Origin of the sequence: Brevibacillus sp. SKDU10 (genome assembly GCF_001645205.1) — a bacterium.
In the GTDB taxonomy this organism is placed as follows: Bacteria; Bacillota; Bacilli; order Brevibacillales; family Brevibacillaceae; genus Brevibacillus_B; species Brevibacillus_B halotolerans.
In genome coordinates, this window is the sequence record NZ_LSSO01000079.1 from 18,283 (window position 1) to 37,288 (window position 19,006).

The 19,006-nt window shown below is 43.1% G+C and carries 21 protein-coding genes; all 21 read right to left on the reverse strand.

Annotation, left to right across the window (positions count from 1 at the left end; all coding sequences use genetic code 11):
• Positions 1–11 precede the first annotated feature (11 nt).
• Positions 12–902 carry a MinD/ParA family protein gene (locus tag AYJ08_RS05110; RefSeq protein WP_064016837.1) on the reverse strand — a complete coding sequence of 297 codons (891 nt, stop codon included), beginning with the start codon at positions 900–902 and terminating at the stop codon, positions 12–14.
• Complete coding sequence (gene flhF, locus AYJ08_RS05115) at positions 895–2,520, reverse strand: flagellar biosynthesis GTPase FlhF (RefSeq protein WP_064016838.1); 1,626 nt, start codon at positions 2,518–2,520, stop codon at positions 895–897. The genes AYJ08_RS05110 and flhF overlap by 8 nt, the downstream gene beginning before the upstream one ends.
• Positions 2,520–4,553 carry a flagellar biosynthesis protein FlhA gene (flhA, locus tag AYJ08_RS05120; RefSeq protein ID WP_064016839.1) on the reverse strand — a complete coding sequence of 678 codons (2,034 nt, stop codon included), beginning with the start codon at positions 4,551–4,553 and terminating at the stop codon, positions 2,520–2,522. The genes flhF and flhA overlap by 1 nt, the downstream gene beginning before the upstream one ends.
• Positions 4,554–4,567: 14 nt before the next feature.
• Positions 4,568–5,668 carry a flagellar biosynthesis protein FlhB gene (gene flhB, locus AYJ08_RS05125; RefSeq protein WP_064016840.1) on the reverse strand — a complete coding sequence of 367 codons (1,101 nt, stop codon included), beginning with the start codon at positions 5,666–5,668 and terminating at the stop codon, positions 4,568–4,570.
• Positions 5,668–6,447, reverse strand: coding sequence for a flagellar biosynthetic protein FliR (gene fliR / locus AYJ08_RS05130; RefSeq protein ID WP_064016841.1), 780 nt, complete (start codon positions 6,445–6,447; stop codon positions 5,668–5,670). Before fliR ends, flhB begins: the two co-directional genes overlap by 1 nt.
• 3 nt (positions 6,448–6,450) lie before the next feature.
• A complete protein-coding gene (gene fliQ / locus AYJ08_RS05135; protein WP_003336924.1) occupies positions 6,451–6,720 on the reverse strand; it encodes a flagellar biosynthesis protein FliQ in 270 nt (89 codons plus the stop codon).
• A 15-nt stretch (positions 6,721–6,735) separates the two neighbouring features.
• On the reverse strand, positions 6,736–7,518 hold the full coding sequence (gene fliP, locus AYJ08_RS05140) for a flagellar type III secretion system pore protein FliP (protein WP_082890869.1): 783 nt from the start codon (positions 7,516–7,518) through the stop codon (positions 6,736–6,738).
• A 2-nt stretch (positions 7,519–7,520) separates the two neighbouring features.
• Positions 7,521–8,192 (reverse strand): flagellar biosynthetic protein FliO, encoded by a 672-nt coding sequence (locus AYJ08_RS05145; protein ID WP_064016842.1) that lies wholly within the window; start codon positions 8,190–8,192, stop codon positions 7,521–7,523.
• A 6-nt stretch (positions 8,193–8,198) separates the two neighbouring features.
• The gene (locus AYJ08_RS05150) at positions 8,199–8,561 is read right to left on the reverse strand and encodes a response regulator (RefSeq protein WP_003336921.1); all 363 of its coding nucleotides are present in this window, start codon (positions 8,559–8,561) and stop codon (positions 8,199–8,201) included.
• A 27-nt stretch (positions 8,562–8,588) separates the two neighbouring features.
• Positions 8,589–9,962 (reverse strand): flagellar motor switch phosphatase FliY, encoded by a 1,374-nt coding sequence (gene fliY / locus AYJ08_RS05155; RefSeq protein ID WP_064016843.1) that lies wholly within the window; start codon positions 9,960–9,962, stop codon positions 8,589–8,591.
• Positions 9,955–10,950 carry a flagellar motor switch protein FliM gene (fliM, locus tag AYJ08_RS05160; RefSeq protein WP_018670832.1) on the reverse strand — a complete coding sequence of 332 codons (996 nt, stop codon included), beginning with the start codon at positions 10,948–10,950 and terminating at the stop codon, positions 9,955–9,957. Before fliM ends, fliY begins: the two co-directional genes overlap by 8 nt.
• A 55-nt stretch (positions 10,951–11,005) precedes the next feature.
• On the reverse strand, positions 11,006–11,455 hold the full coding sequence (locus AYJ08_RS05165) for a flagellar basal body-associated FliL family protein (protein WP_031413681.1): 450 nt from the start codon (positions 11,453–11,455) through the stop codon (positions 11,006–11,008).
• A gap of 15 nt (positions 11,456–11,470) precedes the next feature.
• Complete coding sequence (locus tag AYJ08_RS05170; protein ID WP_031413680.1) at positions 11,471–11,686, reverse strand: flagellar FlbD family protein; 216 nt, start codon at positions 11,684–11,686, stop codon at positions 11,471–11,473.
• Positions 11,687–11,782: 96 nt separating this feature from the next.
• A complete protein-coding gene (gene flgG / locus AYJ08_RS05175) occupies positions 11,783–12,580 on the reverse strand; it encodes a flagellar basal body rod protein FlgG (protein WP_064016844.1) in 798 nt (265 codons plus the stop codon).
• A gap of 81 nt (positions 12,581–12,661) precedes the next feature.
• Positions 12,662–13,066 carry a TIGR02530 family flagellar biosynthesis protein gene (locus AYJ08_RS05180; RefSeq protein WP_064016845.1) on the reverse strand — a complete coding sequence of 135 codons (405 nt, stop codon included), beginning with the start codon at positions 13,064–13,066 and terminating at the stop codon, positions 12,662–12,664.
• Positions 13,067–13,091: 25 nt separating this feature from the next.
• Positions 13,092–14,426 (reverse strand): flagellar hook-length control protein FliK, encoded by a 1,335-nt coding sequence (locus AYJ08_RS05185; protein ID WP_064016846.1) that lies wholly within the window; start codon positions 14,424–14,426, stop codon positions 13,092–13,094.
• A gap of 56 nt (positions 14,427–14,482) precedes the next feature.
• Positions 14,483–15,382 (reverse strand): MotE family protein, encoded by a 900-nt coding sequence (locus tag AYJ08_RS05190; protein WP_064016847.1) that lies wholly within the window; start codon positions 15,380–15,382, stop codon positions 14,483–14,485.
• 14 nt (positions 15,383–15,396) lie between these two features.
• Positions 15,397–15,849 (reverse strand): flagellar export protein FliJ, encoded by a 453-nt coding sequence (gene fliJ / locus AYJ08_RS05195; RefSeq protein WP_003336911.1) that lies wholly within the window; start codon positions 15,847–15,849, stop codon positions 15,397–15,399.
• A 1-nt stretch (position 15,850) separates the two neighbouring features.
• A complete protein-coding gene (gene fliI, locus AYJ08_RS05200; RefSeq protein ID WP_003336910.1) occupies positions 15,851–17,173 on the reverse strand; it encodes a flagellar protein export ATPase FliI in 1,323 nt (440 codons plus the stop codon).
• Positions 17,170–18,006, reverse strand: coding sequence for a FliH/SctL family protein (locus tag AYJ08_RS05205; protein WP_064016848.1), 837 nt, complete (start codon positions 18,004–18,006; stop codon positions 17,170–17,172). Before AYJ08_RS05205 ends, fliI begins: the two co-directional genes overlap by 4 nt.
• Positions 17,990–19,003 carry a flagellar motor switch protein FliG gene (gene fliG, locus AYJ08_RS05210; protein ID WP_031413673.1) on the reverse strand — a complete coding sequence of 338 codons (1,014 nt, stop codon included), beginning with the start codon at positions 19,001–19,003 and terminating at the stop codon, positions 17,990–17,992. Before fliG ends, AYJ08_RS05205 begins: the two co-directional genes overlap by 17 nt.
• Between the last annotated feature and the right edge of the window lie 3 nt (positions 19,004–19,006).

Below are 19,006 nucleotides of genomic sequence, written 5' to 3' on the forward strand. Positions count from 1 at the left end.
ACACCATCTGATTATATCCATTTTCTTAATTTAGCAAGAAATCCTTTTAATCCGCCTTGCTCTTCCCGATCTGTTGAAGAAGGGTTGAGCTGGGCAGTATATTTTGCAGCCAGTTGGCGAATGCCTTTTGCCATCTGAGACTGTGGATAAACGAGTAAAAGGGGTTGCTGCTGCTTTACTGCCTTAGAAACATACGGGTCGTCCGGCAATATTCCAAGTACTCCTATAGGAAATTCCAAAAAACGTTGGGCTACTGTAATCAGTTTGTCAGCGGTTTGCTGACCTTCCCGTGCTGTTGAAGTACGATTTATAATTAACTTGATGTTAGCATCAGGTTTTTGCAAATGAACCATCTTCATCATCGCATATGCATCCGTGATAGCTGGTGGCTCAGGTGTGGTCACCAGCAGAATTTCATCAGATGCCATTAGAAATTGCAAAGATTCTTTGCTAAGTCCAGCCCCTGTATCAAAAAGGATAATATCGGCATAACCTTGTAATTTTCCCAATTCATCAAAAACCTTGCTCAATTCCCAATCTTGGAGTCGAGACATTTCGCTAAAGCCTGAGCCACCTGCAATGAATTCCAGACCTTTAGGACCTTTTTCAATGATGTCCCATACAGTATGGTCTGCTTCAAGAAGATGAAATAAGTGTTTCTTAGGAGTAACTCCCATTAAAACGTCAAGATTAGCTAAGCCTAGATCAACATCAAATACAAGAACCTTCTTGCCTTGCTCCATGAGACCTAGGGCTAAATTAAGCGTGACATTTGATTTACCAACGCCACCCTTTCCGCTAGTAACGGCTACGAGTCGCGTTTTGCGCGTCTCTATCTTTTCTTCGTACGCTTGCTTCTTCCGTTGAAACTGTTCCCGCAGCTTTTGAGCTTGATCATGCATATGCCTCTTCCCCCACGATCAACTTGGTCAGTTTCTCCGTTGTGATGACTTCAATATCGTCAGGAACATTTTGTCCTGTAGTCAAATAAGAGAGAGGAAGATCAAATTGCTCAAGTAACGACAAGATGGGTCCATAATGTAGTGTTTCGTCAGCTTTTGTTAAAATAACCTGCGAGATAGGCACGTTCTTAAACTGCTCCATGATTGCCTGCATGTCCGCAAATTTGGAGGTTAGACTCATGACTAATAAATGCTCGCTCATTTCTTCCCATTGTAAATACTCTTTTATTTTGCTTACAAATTCATCATTTCGATAGTTACGTCCCGCCGTGTCAATGAATATTAGATCATAGCCCTGCATTTTGTCCAAGGCATTCTCCATTTCATTTGCAGAGAAAACGACTTCTAAGGGTACATTTAAGATATTGGCGTATGTCTTTAACTGCTCTACTGCTGCAATTCGATAGGTATCGGCCGTAATAAACCCTACCTTTCGTTTTTCCTTTAACATATGCCAGGCTGCCAGCTTGGCAATTGTCGTGGTTTTACCCACTCCTGTTGGTCCAAAAAAGAATAGATATTTTTTCGGATTCTTCGTTTTGGTTTCATCAGGTACATGCTTAGCGATTCGCTCGGCTATTCTTTGCTTCATCAAGCTGTCTACTTCTTCTTGGGTAGCATGATATGGATCAGATAGCTCTAGCAAAATATCGTGCAATAGTGTAGCAATCGTGCTTTCTTGCATTTCATTATGTAAAAGCTTCTCTCGCCATTCGGCAAGGGATGGAGGCAATTGCTCACTGGCCTGTTTAGCAAACAAGAGCTTGTGGAGCATTACTCTCATATCTTTTAGCTCTCCAATCATATCCCGATATTCTTGCATACCTGTTGCTTGATCAAGTCGTTTCTCTTGATGCGCTTTTTCTGTAGAAACAGAAGTCCCAGTCTGATTCATTGATACAGAGGATGCCAAGCTCCGAGAATGATCTGGCAACGAAGACTCTTCTGCGATAGGATTAGAGGTCACCCCTTCTGATGAAGTTCTGAATCCCACGTCTTCCTCTCGCTCCTGCGCTAGAGGAGCGCGATCAGGAGTTGACTTCGGTAATACTGTACTCGCTTGTGGATTGGAATCTGTAAAGGTATTTATTGCTTGCTGATAACGGATGGCCGCAAGCGCTCCTGCCAGTGACTTGGGTTGCCCCTCTGGCTGCACGGCATCTCCATTTTGCGCGGGAGTTGCCAATAGCTCCTCTTTTGGACTTGCGTGAGGAGCTGCGTTGGGCTGAGAAGCTGTTTGAATAACCTTGGGACTCTGTCCAACAGAGGATTGCTCATTGTTTTTAGGTGCTTGATACCCTTGCTTGCCTACCAATGAATTCCCAGTCTCTTGCCTATCCAGTTTAGGAACGGAAGTAGCAGGCTTTGCTGGAGCCTGCTTTTCTTCCTTGGTTTCCGCTGCTGCGATCACTTCGATTTGCTGTTTTTTAAACAGCCCCATGAAGCCGCCTGTCTTAACTTGCTTCGTATTTAAAATGACAGCATCTTTCCCGAGTTCGACACGAATCTTTTCTAAGGCCTCTGGCATTGATTCAACCAAGTATCGTTTGACTTTCATTATACATTCACCACTCCTACACTCTGCACTTCAACATGAGGCTCTAATTCACTGTACGACAGAACAGGAATGTCAGGCAACATGCGCTCCATCAATTGTCGCAAATACATGCGAGTCATAGGAGAAGATAGGATAACAGGCTGTTGACCCATATTCACCATACGATTTACTTGCTCAGATACATTTTGGTAGATGCGTTGAGAGGTATCCGGGTCCATAGCTAGGTAACTACCTTGTTCAGATTGCTCAACACTCTCGGAGATGGTTTTTTCCAAACTTGGTCCTGCCGTAATGACTCGGAGCGGTTCTCCAGGCTGTGTAAACTGTAAAGTAATTTGTCTAGCTAATGCCTGTCTCACATATTCAGTCAATACCTCTGGGTCCTTAGAGAACATAGCATGATCAGCCAATGCTTCCAAAATGACTGGAAGATTACGAATCGAAATTTTTTCTTTTAATAGTTTCTGTAGAACCTTCTGAACGTCACCAATTGAAAGCAAGGATGGGATTAATTCATCTACCAACACTGGTGCTGTTTCACGTACGTTATCAATTAACGCTCGTGTCTCCTGACGTCCGAGTAATTCATGAGCGTGGCGTTTAATAATCTCTGTTAGATGGGTAGCAACTACGGATGGCGGATCGACAACCGTATAGCCAGATAGCTCAGCCATCTCTTTATTTTCCTCAGAAACCCAAAGAGCTGGTAGGCCAAACGCCGGTTCCATCGTAGGGATACCCTCCACAGATTCATCCTCAAATCCAGGACTCATTGCCAGATAGTGATCCATTAAAATCTCACCCGTTGCAATCACGTTGCCTTTGATTTTGATGATGTATTCATTCGGCTTCAGTTGAATGTTATCCCGAATACGGATAACTGGAACAACTAGTCCTAATTCAAGAGCGCACTGGCGACGGATCATAATGACTCGATCGAGTAGATCTCCACCCTGCTTCGTATCTGCTAACGGAATTAACCCATAGCCAAATTCAAACTCAATCGGATCAACCTGTAGAAGATTAACCACACTTTCTGGACTTCGAACTTCCTCAAGCTGCTGCTCTTCTTCCTGTGTAAAGGATTCGGCCAATTCGCTCTTCTGCTGTTTGGTTAATCTCATTGCCGCAATACATAAAATGACTGCTACTATAGCCGTAGGAAGTAGGCTGATTGGTGTTAACAATCCGAGTAATAGCATCGCTGCAGCAACCACATACAGTAATTTAGGGTGCGCGAACAATTGTTCTGTAATATCCTCCCCTAAACCGCCTTCCGAAGATGCACGTGTTACAATAATACCTGTTGCTGTCGAAATCAGAAGCGCAGGAATCTGGCTTACTAAGGCATCACCAATCGAAAGGAGTGTAAAGGTACTTAAAGCTTCCATAAAGCTTAATTTATGTATAGCTACCCCGATAATAAAACCGCCAATAATATTGACGATAAAGATAACGATACCTGCGATAGCATCCCCTTTTACGAATTTACTCGCCCCGTCCATGGAGCCGTAAAAGTCTGCTTCTCGTTCAATTTTACGACGTCGCTGTCTCGCATCTTGTTCACTAATCATTCCTGCATTTAGGTCTGCATCAATACTCATTTGCTTCCCTGGCATCGCATCTAATGTAAAACGAGCAGCAACTTCCGCTACACGTTCCGAACCTTTCGTGATAACGATGAACTGGATGATGATCAAGATTAGGAATACAACAAAACCGATAACAGCGTTACCACCTACTACGAAATCTCCAAACGCTTCGATAACTGTACCGCCCTTACCTGTAGATAAGATGTTACGGGTAGTTGAAACGTTTAGAGCCAACCGGAATAGTGTTGTTAATAGCAATAATGTAGGAAAGATGGAAAATTCCAGAGCCTCTTTGGTATACATCGAGACGAGCAGGATAACCAGGGCCAACGATATATTAACAATTAGTAGCATATCTAACAATCCGGATGGTAAAGGGATTACCATCATTACGACAATGCTTAACACGAAGATGATCATGCCCAACTGTTTTGCACCCATCTCGTCTCCTCCTTTCATCGTTTCACTTTACCTTGAAGTTTATAGACATAGGCCAATACCTCTGCTACCGCTTTGAACAGTTCCTCTGGAATGGTTTGACCAACCTCCACCTTTGCGTACAATGCCCTCGCAAGTGGTTTGTTCTCCATTGTAACTACGCGGTTCTTTTTGGCGATTTCTCGGATTTTCAAAGCTAAAAAATCCTGACCTTTAGCAATCACCGTCGGCGCCATCATTTCAGCAGAATCATACTTAATCGCTACCGCAAAGTGGGTTGGGTTGGTAATAATGACATCTGCGTTAGGAACTTCCTGCATCATGCGGCGCATGGCCATCTGTCTTTGGCGTTCTTTAATTTTACTTTTGATGAGGGGGTCACCCTCCATTTTTTTATGTTCATCTTTAATGTCTTGTTTGGACATGCGTAGATTCTTTTCATATTCGTAGCGTTGATATAGATAATCAAGGAACCCTAAGATAACCAACAGCATTCCGACTGAAATCCCCAGCTTCACGACCTGCCAGCCTGTAAACTCTAGCACTGCTTCGATTGTGGAAAAGGAAAGCCGCGGAATCTTATCCTTGATGTCCCATAAAATCATGTAAACAACAATCATTCCTGCAGTGATCTTTAAAATAGACTTAAACAATTCAACAATAGTCCGGATCGAAAAGATTTTCTTAAAGCCTTCGATTGGATTTAGTTTTTCTAGTTTAAATTGAATTGGTTCTAAAGAGAAAAGCACCCCGACTTGCAAATAGTTGACCACTAACGCGACCAACATGCAGACGCCAAACACCATACCCAGAATCTTGGCTGCCTCCCTGACGACCTGCAGGGTAATCACCTGAAGATTTTCAGCATTTACTTCCCAGGTCGCATAACTGCCCAACGATTCGCGTAGAATGCCTTCAAAGATGCCCAACATCCAAGAGCCAGCGATCATCAACAGAAAAAATACGGAGCTGATCATAAAAGCGGGAGCCAAATCTGAACTTTTGGCAACCTGCCCTTTTTTGCGAGAATCCTGACGTTTTTGAGGAGTTGCTTTTTCTGTTTTTTCGCCGTTAAAAAATTGCAGGTCTACTGTCACAAAAAAACGTGGATAACTCATCATGCTCCTCCCAAAATCAAGATCAATTCCGCCATAGCCTGAAACATCTTGGAAATATAATTACTAAGCACTAAAAAGAATCCAGGCATTACGAAAATGAGCATTAAAAAGCTAATTAACAGTTTCAATGGAAGACCTACCACAAAAATATTAAATTGTGGAACCGTTTTGGCGATAATACCAAGAGAGAGGTCTACCAGAAATAAAGCAATAACAATCGGGATTGCCATCATGAAGGCGCTCAAAAACATCTGCGAAAAAGCCTTCAGCATAAACTCTCCAAATGCTTCGGAAGAAAACGAGACTCCGAGTTTGCTAATCGGGATGGTCTGATAGCTTTTCAGAATGCCCTGAATCATCAAATGATGTCCATTAATACTCAAAAAATATAAGGTAGCTAAGATTTCCTTCAAACGACCCGAAATTGGTACATAAGCACCTGTAGCCGGATCTACAACGTTAGCCATAGCTAAACCCATTTGCAAATCCATGAGTCCACCCGCTACCCGTACAGCCGAAAACATGAGCTGCAGCAAGAACCCCAATAACAAGCCCACGATCGTTTCCTTTACTACATAAGCAGCAAAAGTGATATCCAGCGGAATTTTATCCAAAATAGGCACATAGGCAAAACTGATGAACGCCATAGCAGCAGCAAAGCCAATCTTAAACTGATTAGGCATACCGCGTTGCGTAAATAGTGGAGCCGATACCACAAAGGAAATAATTCGCACAAATACCAGCAGGTACATGGGCAAGAACGTTTCAATCAGTTGCATATTCTACCCCACAAATCTGTACAGGTTACCCATGATATTTGCTGTAAATTCAATGACAATACGCAGCATCCACGGACCAAAAATGAGCAAGGAAAGAAACACAGCTACGATCTTGGGAATGAACGCCAACGTTTGTTCTTGAATTTGTGTTGTTGCCTGAAAAATACTCACCATTAGCCCGACTAACAGCGCAATTCCCAAAATAGGGGCAAGCACGATCAATATGGTATATACTGAGGATTGCGCAATTTGTAAGATCATATCTGATGTCATGTTTCATCAGGCCTCCTAGAAGCTTAAAAAGAGTGATTTCACAACGAGGTACCAGCCGTCCACCATGATAAACAACAGGATTTTAAACGGCAGTGAAATCATGACAGGCGGGAGCATCATCATCCCCATCCCCATCAAAATACTAGCCACAATCATATCGATAACCAAAAATGGAATAAACAACATAAAACCGATTTGAAAAGCTGTTTTTAATTCGCTGATGGCAAAAGCAGGAACCAAGGCTACTAAAGATACATCTTCTATTGACTTTGGTTTTTCAGACTTCGAGTATTGCAAAAATAACGCTAAATCCTTTTGTCTCGTCTGCTTAAGCATAAACGATTTTAGAGGAGTAACTGCTTTATCCAATGCTTGTTGCTCCGTAATTTTCCCCTGCATAAACGGTTTTACTGCGGTATCGTTAATGGTTTGAAATGTAGGCGCCATGACGAAGAATGTTAAGAACAACGCCATACCCACAATCACCTGGTTAGGTGGCATTTGTTGAGTAGCCAAAGCCGTACGTACAAACGACAGCACCACTACAATACGCGTAAAGCAAGTCATTAAAATTAAGATGCTGGGTGCTAAGGCTAAGACCGTGAACATTAACAGCAGTTGAATCGTAGAAGCTGTTTTCTCAGGAGTATCTGCTCCCCCGCCGATCTTAAACTCTACCTGTGGAATTTTGTTTAAAAGTCCTGCTGCATCTGATGTACTTGCTTCAGCAACCTGTGTATAGGTCATCAAACAAAGAAACGTTGCACATATGAATAGAAGTGGCAAAAATCTGTTCATGACTAATCCCCTTTGCGGCGGTTCTGTTCCCATTGATTCTTTTGTTGCTCCGCATGGGAGACTTCCCGCCACTGTTCGTCCAGTAGCTGATCAAAAGAGGCATCTGTTTGTTGAGTGTGCGTGGATGTAGTCTTAGATTGTGCTTGAAACAAATGGCCAAGCTTATTCCATGACCAGTCAGGAGTTGTTTTATTCTCGATATCGGCCAAAATAACATCCAACTCATCACCAGGCGGAATCTGCCGGATAAGTTGAATATTATCCCCCACGCCTAACACATAAAGCGAGTCGCCAATCATCACCAATTGAATGGACTTACCTGTTCCAAGAGAAAAGCCTCCTAAAGTTCGAAATGGGCCACTTTCTCGAAAACCGCCAGCTTGTCTCTTTCCTAACCATTTGAATAACAGATAGATTAGGCCGACAACTACTGCTAATGAAAAGACGATTTGGACCACATACCCAAGAATACTAGGGCTTTTTGGAACTGGAGAATCCGTAGATAACTCTCCCCCAGTCCCTTGTTTTCCCTGTTTTGCATCCTGCTGTAACCAGTCAAAAGCTGACCCTTCTGTCTGTTTTGCCTCCGCATAACTTACTGTTGGTGAAGGCGCTACTACAGCAAAAACTAGTAACATTGCCACGAACAAACTGCGAATGTTCATTGCATTCATAATCGTTTAGCTCAACGTCTTTTTGATGGCTTCGATTACTCGATCCGCTTGGAAAGGTTTTACGATAAAGTCTTTCGCACCAGCCTGAATAGCATCGATAACCATAGATTGTTGTCCCATTGCGGAACACATGATAACACGAGCATTAGGGTCAAGCTTGCGAATTTCCTTCAAAGCTGTGATACCATCCATCTCTGGCATTGTAATATCCATTGTTACTAAGTCAGGACCTAGTTCCTTATATTTCTCAACTGCTTGGGCACCATCGCTTGCTTCCCCAACAACCGTAAAACCATTTTTCGTCAAGATTTCCTTTACCATCATTCTCATAAATGCTGCGTCATCCACGATTAACACTTTGTTAGACATCCTACTGTTCCTCCTTAAAGAATCTGCTTATTGTAACTTCTGTACACGATCCCATTGACTAATTATATCGGTTACACGCACACCGAAGTTTTCGTCAATGACAACGACTTCACCTTTTGCGATCAGCTTGTTGTTGACTAATATATCAACAGGCTCACCCGCTAATTTGTCTAACTGAATAATAGAACCAGCAGACATCTCTAGTATATCGCGAATTAGTTTTTTTGTACGACCCAACTCAACAGTTACCTGAAGCGGAATATCCAATAGCAGCCCTAGGTTCTGCTCATCTGACTGAGCAGCATTGTTTCCTTGGAATGGGGCAAATTGTGCTGGTTGAACATTCGCTGCCGCTACCTGTGAGTTAACCGCTCCCCCAGCATGTTGTGGAGCCTGAGCATATGGCTGCGGATATGGCGGGTATGGATACGGATATGGAGCATACCCTTGATTTGGCGGATAGCCATATGGTGCTGGTTGCGGCGGATACGGATGCGGTGGTTGTTGTTCATAACCACTCGGAGCCGCGCCTATAGGCATACCAGGTGTTTGTTCCATAACTGGCTGTTGAGGCGCTGATGCTGCCATTGGTGCTTGTGCTGCAGGTGTTCCTTGCGGAGCTGCTGCTGGTTTTTCAAAATCCATGGACGCTTCTTGCATGATAGAAGCTGTTGCTGATGTCTCAACCATCTCCGGTCCTTCACTTCCCATCAAACGACTAATCATTTGTTTGGCAAAATCAATTGGCAAAAGCTGCATAATGTTAGAATCAATTAGCTCTCCTTGATCTCCAACCTTAATCTGGAAGGAAATCTTGACAAGCTCCTCACCGCTAGGCAATCCTTCTTCTCCTTGCCCATTTTGTAGGTCCATCATATCAATCCCAGGCGGAGAAATGTTAACTAATTGATTGAAAATAGTCGACATCGAGGTTGCGGCGGAGCCCATCATTTGGTTCATCGCTTCCTGCACAGCACTCAAATGCATTTCTGATAGCTCAAGAGCATTATTTCGACCATCGCCACCCATCATTAAATCTGCAATGACAGAAGCATCTGCTACCTTAATAACAAGCATGTTGATACCTTGGAAGCCATCCGTATATTCAACATGCACCGCAACATGCGGTCGCGGAAATTCATCGACTAACTCGCTTCTCTTCACGATGGAGACTGTTGGTGTCGTAATATCTACCTTTTGACTTAGCAGAGTAGATAATGCCGTTGCTGCACTGCCAAACGTAATATTACCGATTTCACCTAAAGCATCTTGCTCAAAGGGAGAGAGATATTCATCAACATCGGGGATGCTGTTCTCCACTTGTGTTGGCTCCTCAGAGAGGTTATCGTTGGCTTTTAGCAAGGCATCAATCTCTTCTTGAGACAACATATCTCTACTCATAGTTTTCCTCCCCCTCCTCTATCACTTCATCGATTTGTACAGCTACCTTACCTTTTAATGTACCTGGCTGCCCGTAGAATTTCAGGCAATCGCCCACTTTGATATGTAATCTGTTATCGATGGTTTGGTCCAATTGAATGACATCACCTTGTGTTAGTTGTAAGAATTCTCGTACGGTGATGGTGCTTGTTCCTAGTTCCGCACAAATCGGCAATTTAGCAGTTTTGACTTGATCTTCTAAAAGCTGTCTTTCTGCTTCATCTCGTTGTCGTCGCTGTGTTGAGAACCAGTATTGCCCCGATAATTTTGGCATGATCGGTTCTAATACCACGTGCGGCAAGCAAAGATTAATCATGCCTGTCGTATCACCAATCTTGGTGCTAAAGGAAATAACAGCAACAATTTCATTAGGTGAAACAATCTGCATAAATTGCGGATTCATTTCCAGAACTTCCAAATATGGATCTAATTCAATAATTTGTTTCCAAGCTTCGTGAAAACTATCTAGCGCCTTGCTGAAGACGCGTTCCATTACGGTCGTTTCAATCTCGGTCAATGCCCCCATTTTATCTGGGATCATTCCTTGACCGCCCAATAATCGATCCAACATCGCATAAGCGATATTTGGATTTACTTCCATTACCATTCTACCTTCTAAAGGCGGTGCCTCAAAGATATTTAGGATGGTCATCTTCGGTATAGATCGGATAAATTCGTCGTAAGGCAACTGGTCAACAGAGGCGACATTAATTTGCACGAAGGTCCGAAGCTGCGCTGAAAAATAGGTAGTTAAGAGTCTGGCATAATTCTCGTGAATTCGCGTAAGTCCGCGGATCTGATCCTTAGAGAAGCGAAGCGCTCGCTTAAAATCATATACCTTGATTTTTTTCTCGGCATCTTCTTTTTTAAGTTCATTAGCATCCATTTCTCCAGAGGAAAGAGCAGCTAATAACGCGTCTATCTCACTTTGTGAAAGTACCTCGGCCATGGCGGTCACCTCCTTTTGCGCTTTGTTTCATCCCACTCATCGTTTTTCTCATCTCTTATGTCTTTTTTAGGTTCGTTGTGCTAACAAGAATGATTCTACCATCTTGCATAATTGAATTCACATCATTTAGGACTTTGGCCTCAAGCTTGTTAATGCCTTCCGTTCCTTTTAGATCCTCTGGAGTCAATCCAGCCAAGCTTTTAATAATAACCTGCTTTACTTGCGGCAATCTTTTTTCTAGCTCAGCTTTGCCGTCTTTACCGTCTGCTGTAATGTTAAAACGTACTACCACGAAGTTATTGGTTAAGAGGTTAGTGGTAATATCTTCGGTATCTACCGAGTATTCCTTCATTTCATCTGCATTTAATGCTTTTACTACCTCTGCTCCGTTCGTTTGTTTTGCTGGAGCAAATGTGTACATGTACATAAAGAATGCTGCCACACCTAACAGAGTGATAGCAATTAGAATAATAAGTGCCATATTTACCAATTTATTTTGAAACATAGCGGCCTCCCGTTATTAGCTAGATTCGCCTGGTTGCTCAAGCGTCTTTGCCAAATACGATTCCTGATAGAACTGCTTCATTTGAAGAATGATGTCTTCGACTGTCTCTTTGACCAGATACTTCTTGCCAGTGGTTAAGGTAATAATGGTATCTGGTGTTGCTTCTACTACTTCAATATGAACCGCGTTTAAATAAAATGTGTTTCCGTTAAAACGGGTCAAGCGAATCATCGAACGACTCCTTTCAAAGGTGGCAGAGGAGGAGATATTCCTCCTCTTGCCTTATCGTTGTGATGCGTATGATTACTTCTAGCTACTAGCTGTTACCTAGCGTTTTAGGTTAATCAGTTCTTCCAAAACAGTGTCGGAAGTGGTGATAATACGGGAATTCGCTTGGAAACCACGCTGTGCAACAATCATTTCAGTGAACTCTTCACTTAGGTCTACGTTGGACATTTCAAGTTGACCTGAAAGAATTTTAGAATTAGCATCTGTTGGAGTAGTAGGCTCCATTTCAATGTTCCCTGATGCTACTGTAGTTTTAAATAGGGAACCACCCACTTTTTCTAATCCCCCTGGATTTGGAACTGTAACCAAACCTATTGTAGCAGCTGTTTGTACTTGTTGATCGTTCCCAACAGTAGTGATTACCCCATCAGAACCAATTGAATAAGACACTACATTATCTCTCTCAATCTGAACAGGTTGTCCAGTCTCATCTAGTAGCTTCATTCCTTGTGGGTTAACAAGAAATCCCTCAACATCACGCTCAAAGTTACCGGCACGAGTCAGATATTTATTCTCTCCATCCGAAACCACGAAGAATCCATCACCTTCAATAGATAAATCAGATGTCAAATTCGTGGTCATTGGGCTACCAACAGAGTGAACGACGTTAATGGCAGCAACTGTTGTTCCCAAACCTATTTGCTTTGGATTAACACTACCGCGTGTTTCAGATGGTCCTGATTCACTACCAACCTTTTGGCTTAAAATATCCTGGAACATGACACGGCTCTTTTTAAAACCAACCGTATTCACGTTAGCAATATTATTACCAATTACATCTAATTTTGTTTGAAAACCCTTCATGCCGGATACACCGGAATACATCGAACGAATCATCAATAAACCTCCCTTTTTAAAGTATGGATTACCTCAGTCATTTGGCAACCCGTGGGCTTCCTACATGAGGGCCGGCCCTATTTATACAAAGACTGCACTGTCAATATTGGTAAATACATTTTCCTTCATTCGGCTTTCATCCATAGCCGTAATTACCTTGTGATTCGAGATGCTTACGACATAGGCGACATTATCCATTAAGATTAGGGACTCTCGTGCTCCTTTGTCCCTCGCCTTTTGAAAGCCACTCTCCAACCGCTGCATATCTTCTGGTTGCAGCTCAATACCACTCTCACGCATTCTCTGTACTGCATGCTGGCTAAAGGAGAGGGCTTTTGGAGAGGAGTTCTGACTCTGCTGGGTCGTTAAGGAATCAGAAAGCCATTGATCAAATGGCTTAGTCGCTGGTTGCGAAGCTCCCGTCTTCTTAGGAGTGGAGAGCCGCGAAGGATAATAGGTGCTTCCTACACGTATATGATGGTTCAAAGCTATCCCTCCATCCTTATACCCTTTATGCGTTCAGGTCTACGCGAGATGCTCCCAGCCTTCTACTGCTTTCACGCTCGCCATCGAGAACACTGTCAAAGGAAGCCTCTGCTTGCTCGCTCTGCGTACCTTGATCCTGTGATTGCTCACGAGCCTGCTGACCACCATTTCCCTTGTCCTGATCAAATGAGAATGTGGAATTATTGTTTTGTTGGCTTACTTCCAGCTTATCCACTTGGATCCCCTGCTGAGCAAAAGCGGTTCTAAGCTGAGCCATTTGTTGATCCAGCATGTCTTTGCCATGTTTGGATTCAGCAATAAAGTGAGCGGTAATTACACCATTGTGTGAGCTAATACGCACATCAACTTTACCTAGCTCCTGTGGATAAAGGATAAGCTTTGCTTCCGTTACCCCTTGGAGTGTTCCTACTTTTAGCTGACGGACAAATATATCCGTAACCTGTTGAGGCATCTGTTCTGCTCGAACCGGGAAGCTTCTCATTTCCGGTGCTGTCGCTGATTGCTTTTGCACCGGAGTAGCTGAAATGTTCTCCACGTGAAGTTGAGTGGTCGCATCTACGTCTCCATCAACTGTCTCTTGGTTCAAAGCTACTGGTGTGATTGCTTCCTGCATGGTAGCTTGGAACGATTTCACCTGAATACCCGCTTCCTGGCCATATTGGCTCAGTGCGTGATTAACTCGAACGGGTTGCATATGAGTAGGAATTTGGTTGGAAACCTCTGCTCGATTAGCTGTAGCAGGCATCAGCTGCTTTTTCAATTGAGGAGTAACCGATACGGATTGTTGCTCTTCTAAAGCCCCATCCTTTTGTAAGGAAATCCCCATTTGTCCCAGCGTTTTTTGCACGGTTTCAAGCAATTTTTGATAGTCTCCCTTTGCTTGATCAGGAGTCATCGACGGCAGCTTCTGCAACAAATCAGTTAATTTGTTAGCATCCTCCGCAGACATTCCTTGTGCTGTTAATGCTTGAAGTAAAGTTTGTTTTCCCTCATTCGTTGTAAGTGTGATGATTGGAAGCTTGCCGGCAACAGATTCCTCAGCTTGTCCATCCTCCACGCTGATTTGCTGTTCCTGTGGCAAGAGCATCTGTTGATTGGCTCCTAGCAACTGCTGAAGCATCGCCATCAGATCCTCCAAAGCACTTGCATCTTCTTTAGAAAGACCCGGAAGCTCCACTTCAGACATGTTAGTAAAGGCTCCAACCGCTAAGCCTAATTGCAAAGAAAAAATTCCTTGCTCCTGGCCGGCTACAGAAGCCTGTCCTCCATTTGATAGTGGAGTCGCTCCTGTTGTGCCAGTTCCCATAGGCATCACAGTTTGCATGTTTCCAATATTCATCTAATCACCTCCTATATAATTTCGTTGCTATGTAAACGATGAAGAACATTTGTACTTCATCGAGGCAACGCATTCGTCAAGCGCGCTGCTAATTCGGGGTTTGTCTTGCTAATTTCACTTAGCAGCTCGCCCCGTTTATTGTCAGATACTTGTCCCAGTACGCTTAAAGCACGTTCTGAATTAATTTTATACAGTGAGATGATAATTTTAGATGCATCTCCTGCATTCATAGATTCAAAGCTTTTAACTAATTTCTCTGCATCTATTTTGCTTGATTCCCTAGTTTCACTTAAGGCTTTCGTTAAAACTTGGACCCGTTGTTGTAAGGCAGCTATGTCATCATCCTTGGAAATTTGATTATCCTTTAGCAGGATAGAAATATCTGCGGCCTTTTTTGGGTCCATCTTCGCTAGTAGCTGAGCCTGTTCGTCTGTCTTCATCTTGGAAAGAACAACAACGGCTTCCTCCTTGCTAAGATTACTTACTATCGCGGCTGCATTTTTAGCCGACATCGAGCTGTATATCTTAGCTAAATCCTGAAACTGCTTTTGTCTTTCTTCCTCTTCTATGCGCTTTTCTTCAGTTGCTTTTTGTAAATTAGCAATTTGTTTTTGTAAAGCTGCAATTGTGCTATCTTTTTGACTTACCTCTTTTTGCAATTGATCAGCAGCCTGTTTGCTCTTAGCTGCTTCCTCATTTACCTGAGCTTTTGTTTCTGTTTTGCTATCTTCTTTGCTACCTTCTACCGTTTGGCTAGTTGGTGTATCGTCTGGTATCAGCTTTTCTACATATGGAATGTTATTTAGCCAATCTTTTACGCTTCCCACGACATCGTAGCCAAGGAGGCTTGCCAAGATTCCAGCTAACAAACTAGCAAATAAGGCAGGAATAACAATGATGTATAAGAGCCACTCTAGCCTGTTATACTCGCGTTCCTCCTGGATTTCCTCTTCCATGAAGACGCCTCCTTTCACACCTGCTTCAATTGTCGGAGGAATCGATTTGTGCCGATCTCATCCATTTCTTTTTGTTCTACTTGGTTTTGCCATTCTATATATTTGGTTTGAGCTTTATCACGCAGGGTTGACCACAGCTTGGATTCTTGCAAATGGTAGTGCAATTTTTCCTTGCAACGCTCAATTTCTTTATCACAACCAATAATGCGACGTTTTTGCGTTTCAATCTGGCGGTCAACTACCTGCTGAAATCTCGTTACGGCTAATAAGTCAGATGCGCTGCATGCAGAATGTTGCATATCCACAAGCGAATCGGACATCGTATTTCGCTTATCAACAAGTCGATATAGCTTTTGCTCTTCTTGTTGTTTTTGTTGTACCGATCGACCAAATGCCCATTGTGCTTGTTCTGTTTCTTTTTCCTTTAAATCAAGTACTTTTTGCATATGGAAGCGAAAAGGCTTCACGTTACATCACACTCCCAAAATGAGCGGTTAATGCTTGCAGAGTCGTATCAAAATCGGAGGGCTCATTAACACCCTGTGCCGTAAATGCTCGAATCGTCTCTCTATGACGAATAGCGGCATCAATTTCTCGATTCGTTCCCATCTTGTACGCTCCAATATTGATTAGATCCTCTGCCTCTTTATATGTAGCCATGTGTCGTTTTAATTCCTGAGCTGCTTGTAAGTGCTGTGGAGTGCAAATCTCACTCATTACCCGACTCACGCTTTGCAAAATATCAATCGCAGGAAAATGCCCTCGTTGGGCAATTTTGCGATCCAACACAATATGACCGTCTAATATCCCCCGCACAGCATCGGCTATCGGATCATTCATATCATCAGAGTCAACCAATACGGTATACAAAGCGGTAATGCTACCTTTGTCTGATGTACCTGAACGTTCCAATAGCTTAGGCAACATAGCAAATACAGACGGGGTATATCCGCGTGTAGCTGGTGGTTCACCAATGGCGAGACCAATTTCACGCTGAGCCATAGCAAAACGTGTCACAGAATCCATCATTAACATCACGTTAAGCCCACGATCTCTAAAATATTCAGCAATCGCGGTAGCAATCATCGCACCTTTAATACGAATCATTGCTGGTTGATCTGATGTAGCAACTACAACAACAGACCGTTTTAATCCCTCTTCGCCTAAATCTCGCTCGATAAAATCTCGCACTTCACGTCCACGCTCTCCGACAAGAGCAATAACATTAATGTCAGCAGTCGTATTGCGAGCAATCATGCTCATCAAAGTACTTTTTCCTACCCCAGAGCCGGCAAAGATACCTACACGCTGACCTTTTCCCATTGACAATAAGCCATCTATAGCTCGAACACCTAAACTTAGGGGTTCTGCTATTCTCGGTCTCGTCAATGGGTTAGGTGGCATGTTATCAGTTGGATAGTTCGTTAGTCCATAGGGAAGCGACTCATTTGATAAAGGACGACCTAAACCGTCAAGAATACTTCCTAAAATTTCGGGTCCTACCTTCACTGATAAAGGTCTGCCTGTAGCTACTACATCACATCCAGGACCGATGTACGACAAATCACCAAGTGGCATTAATAGAACCTTTGTATCTCGAAACCCCACCACCTCAGCCATAATTGGCTCTTTGTGATGAGGCGATTCAATCATGCAAATCTCACCTAATTTAGCTTCAGGACCTTGAGATTCTACAGTGAGTCCCACTACCTGTGTCACTTTACCATTTATCCGGTGAGGAGTGATTGTTTGCATAGCAACTTTATATTTTTCTGCGTTTAATGTAATCATTGGGATTCACTTCCCCGCGCTACGTCCATCAGAATTTGTTTGACTTCTTTTAGTTGAGTATCAATTTTGGCATCCACGCTTCCGTAGGCTGTCCGGATAATGCAACCTTCATCTTCAACGGCATAATCTGGATAAATGCCTAGTTCCGCTTGCCCATCGATTAACGAAAGCAATTGTTCACGATGCTCTTCGACAAATGGATACAGTTTGTGATTCACCAAAATAGATACTTCTCCATGCGAGCGTGAGCTTTTTAAAGCCTGACGAACAATCTCAACGACCTTTTCAGGTGCCAGCGTCAGCTCATCATGAATGATTTTACGAGAGATATCTAAGCTCAGTTCTACTAAAAATGGCTCGGCTTCCGCTATAACCTTCTCTTTGGTCTCATAAGCTTGCGTTAAAACATCCTTAGCCTTTTGAACATTTTCCTCCTGTTCAAGACGTGCCTGCTCTAAGCCCTGCTCCTGACCAAGAGTGTATCCTTCCTCACGAGCCATTTCCTTGGTCTGCTGCGCCATTTCCTCTGCTTCTTTTTGTTTTTGCTCCCACCACTCGGCTATCTCCTGCCGAGCTTGCTCGCGCAATTGCTCTGCTTGATTAGAAGCATCAGCCATAATACTTTCAGCTAGCTCTTCCGCATCTCGTAGAATGGCTTTCGCTTCTTCTTCCAGTTTCTGATGTTCTAAAACTTTATTTTCCAGCAACATTTCGTCTACTTCATCCGTCTGTACTTGTAAAGCAGCATTCATTTTCTGAGTTACTTCAAGTACATAGGCATCTACAGACTGGACATATCGATTTGCCTTAAAAATCCTAGACAATGATATCATCTCCTCCACCGCGGGCGATGATGATTTCTCCAGCTTCTTCTAGGCGACGAATAGTAGCAACAATCCGGGATTGTGCCTCCTCAACATCACGCAATCGCACAGGTCCCATAAACTCCATTTCTTCTTTGAAGGTATCTGCCATCCGTTTGGACATGTTGCGGAAAACCGTTTCGCGAACTTCTTCACTTGCCACTTTAAGCGCAAGCTGTAAATCGTTGTTGTCCACATCGCGAATAACACGTTGAATGGAACGATTGTCCAGTGTAGCAATGTCTTCGAATACAAACATCCGTTTTTTGATCTCTTCCGCAAGCTCCGGGTCTTGAATCTCTAGTGAATCAAGGATGGTTCGTTCCGTACTACGGTCAACACCATTTAAGATGTTTACGATTGATTCAATACCACCCGCTTGTGTGTAATCTTGGGTTACAGTTGCAGAAAGTTTTTGTTCCAATACCTGTTCTACCTGAGCAATTACCTCTGGAGATGTACTATCCATTAAAGCTATCCGTTTAGCTACATCTGCCTGACGATCCTGCGACAGTGATGACAAGATCATGGATGATTGCTGCGGTTCTAGATAAGCTAGAACCAATGCAATGGTTTGTGAATGTTCATTTTGGATAAAGTTAAGGATTTGACTAGGGTCCGCTTTTCTAGCGAAGTCAAACGGGCGCACTTGCAAATTGGCTGTCAATCGGTTCAAGATATCTAGCGCTTTGCTTTCTCCTAATGCTTTTTCCAAAATTTCTTTTGCATAAGTAATACCACCTTGTGCTATTACTTCCTTGGCAACTGCAATCTGATGGAATTCTGCCAGAATTTTGCCTTTTTCTTCATGATCCACTTTACGTACACTGGCAATTTCCAGTGTAAGCTGTTCAATCTCATCTTCACGTAAATGCTTAAATACCTGTGCCGAGACATCTGGACCAAGCGAAATGAGCAAAATCGCAGCTTTTTGCCTTCCAGTTAACTCTTTTGCGACACGAGCCACTAA

Excerpts from the sequence above, each read along its gene's own strand:
- AYJ08_RS05110 (WP_064016837.1), bottom strand. The coding sequence starts at position 902 with ATGCATGATCAAGCTCAAAAGCTGCGGGAACAGTTTCAACGGAAGAAG.
- flhF (WP_064016838.1), bottom strand. The coding sequence starts at position 2,520 with ATGAAAGTCAAACGATACTTGGTTGAATCAATGCCAGAGGCCTTAGAA.
- flhA (WP_064016839.1), bottom strand. The coding sequence starts at position 4,553 with ATGGGTGCAAAACAGTTGGGCATGATCATCTTCGTGTTAAGCATTGTC.
- flhB (WP_064016840.1), bottom strand. The coding sequence starts at position 5,668 with ATGAGTTATCCACGTTTTTTTGTGACAGTAGACCTGCAATTTTTTAAC.
- fliR (WP_064016841.1), bottom strand. The coding sequence starts at position 6,447 with ATGCAACTGATTGAAACGTTCTTGCCCATGTACCTGCTGGTATTTGTG.
- fliQ (WP_003336924.1), bottom strand. The coding sequence starts at position 6,720 with ATGACATCAGATATGATCTTACAAATTGCGCAATCCTCAGTATATACC.
- fliP (WP_082890869.1), bottom strand. The coding sequence starts at position 7,518 with ATGAACAGATTTTTGCCACTTCTATTCATATGTGCAACGTTTCTTTGT.
- AYJ08_RS05145 (WP_064016842.1), bottom strand. The coding sequence starts at position 8,192 with ATGAATGCAATGAACATTCGCAGTTTGTTCGTGGCAATGTTACTAGTT.
- AYJ08_RS05150 (WP_003336921.1), bottom strand. The coding sequence starts at position 8,561 with ATGTCTAACAAAGTGTTAATCGTGGATGACGCAGCATTTATGAGAATG.
- fliY (WP_064016843.1), bottom strand. The coding sequence starts at position 9,962 with ATGAGTAGAGATATGTTGTCTCAAGAAGAGATTGATGCCTTGCTAAAA.
- fliM (WP_018670832.1), bottom strand. The coding sequence starts at position 10,950 with ATGGCCGAGGTACTTTCACAAAGTGAGATAGACGCGTTATTAGCTGCT.
- AYJ08_RS05165 (WP_031413681.1), bottom strand. The coding sequence starts at position 11,455 with ATGTTTCAAAATAAATTGGTAAATATGGCACTTATTATTCTAATTGCT.
- AYJ08_RS05170 (WP_031413680.1), bottom strand. The coding sequence starts at position 11,686 with ATGATTCGCTTGACCCGTTTTAACGGAAACACATTTTATTTAAACGCG.
- flgG (WP_064016844.1), bottom strand. The coding sequence starts at position 12,580 with ATGATTCGTTCGATGTATTCCGGTGTATCCGGCATGAAGGGTTTTCAA.
- AYJ08_RS05185 (WP_064016846.1), bottom strand. The coding sequence starts at position 14,426 with ATGAATATTGGAAACATGCAAACTGTGATGCCTATGGGAACTGGCACA.
- AYJ08_RS05190 (WP_064016847.1), bottom strand. The coding sequence starts at position 15,382 with ATGGAAGAGGAAATCCAGGAGGAACGCGAGTATAACAGGCTAGAGTGG.
- fliI (WP_003336910.1), bottom strand. The coding sequence starts at position 17,173 with ATGATTACATTAAACGCAGAAAAATATAAAGTTGCTATGCAAACAATC.
- AYJ08_RS05205 (WP_064016848.1), bottom strand. The coding sequence starts at position 18,006 with ATGATATCATTGTCTAGGATTTTTAAGGCAAATCGATATGTCCAGTCT.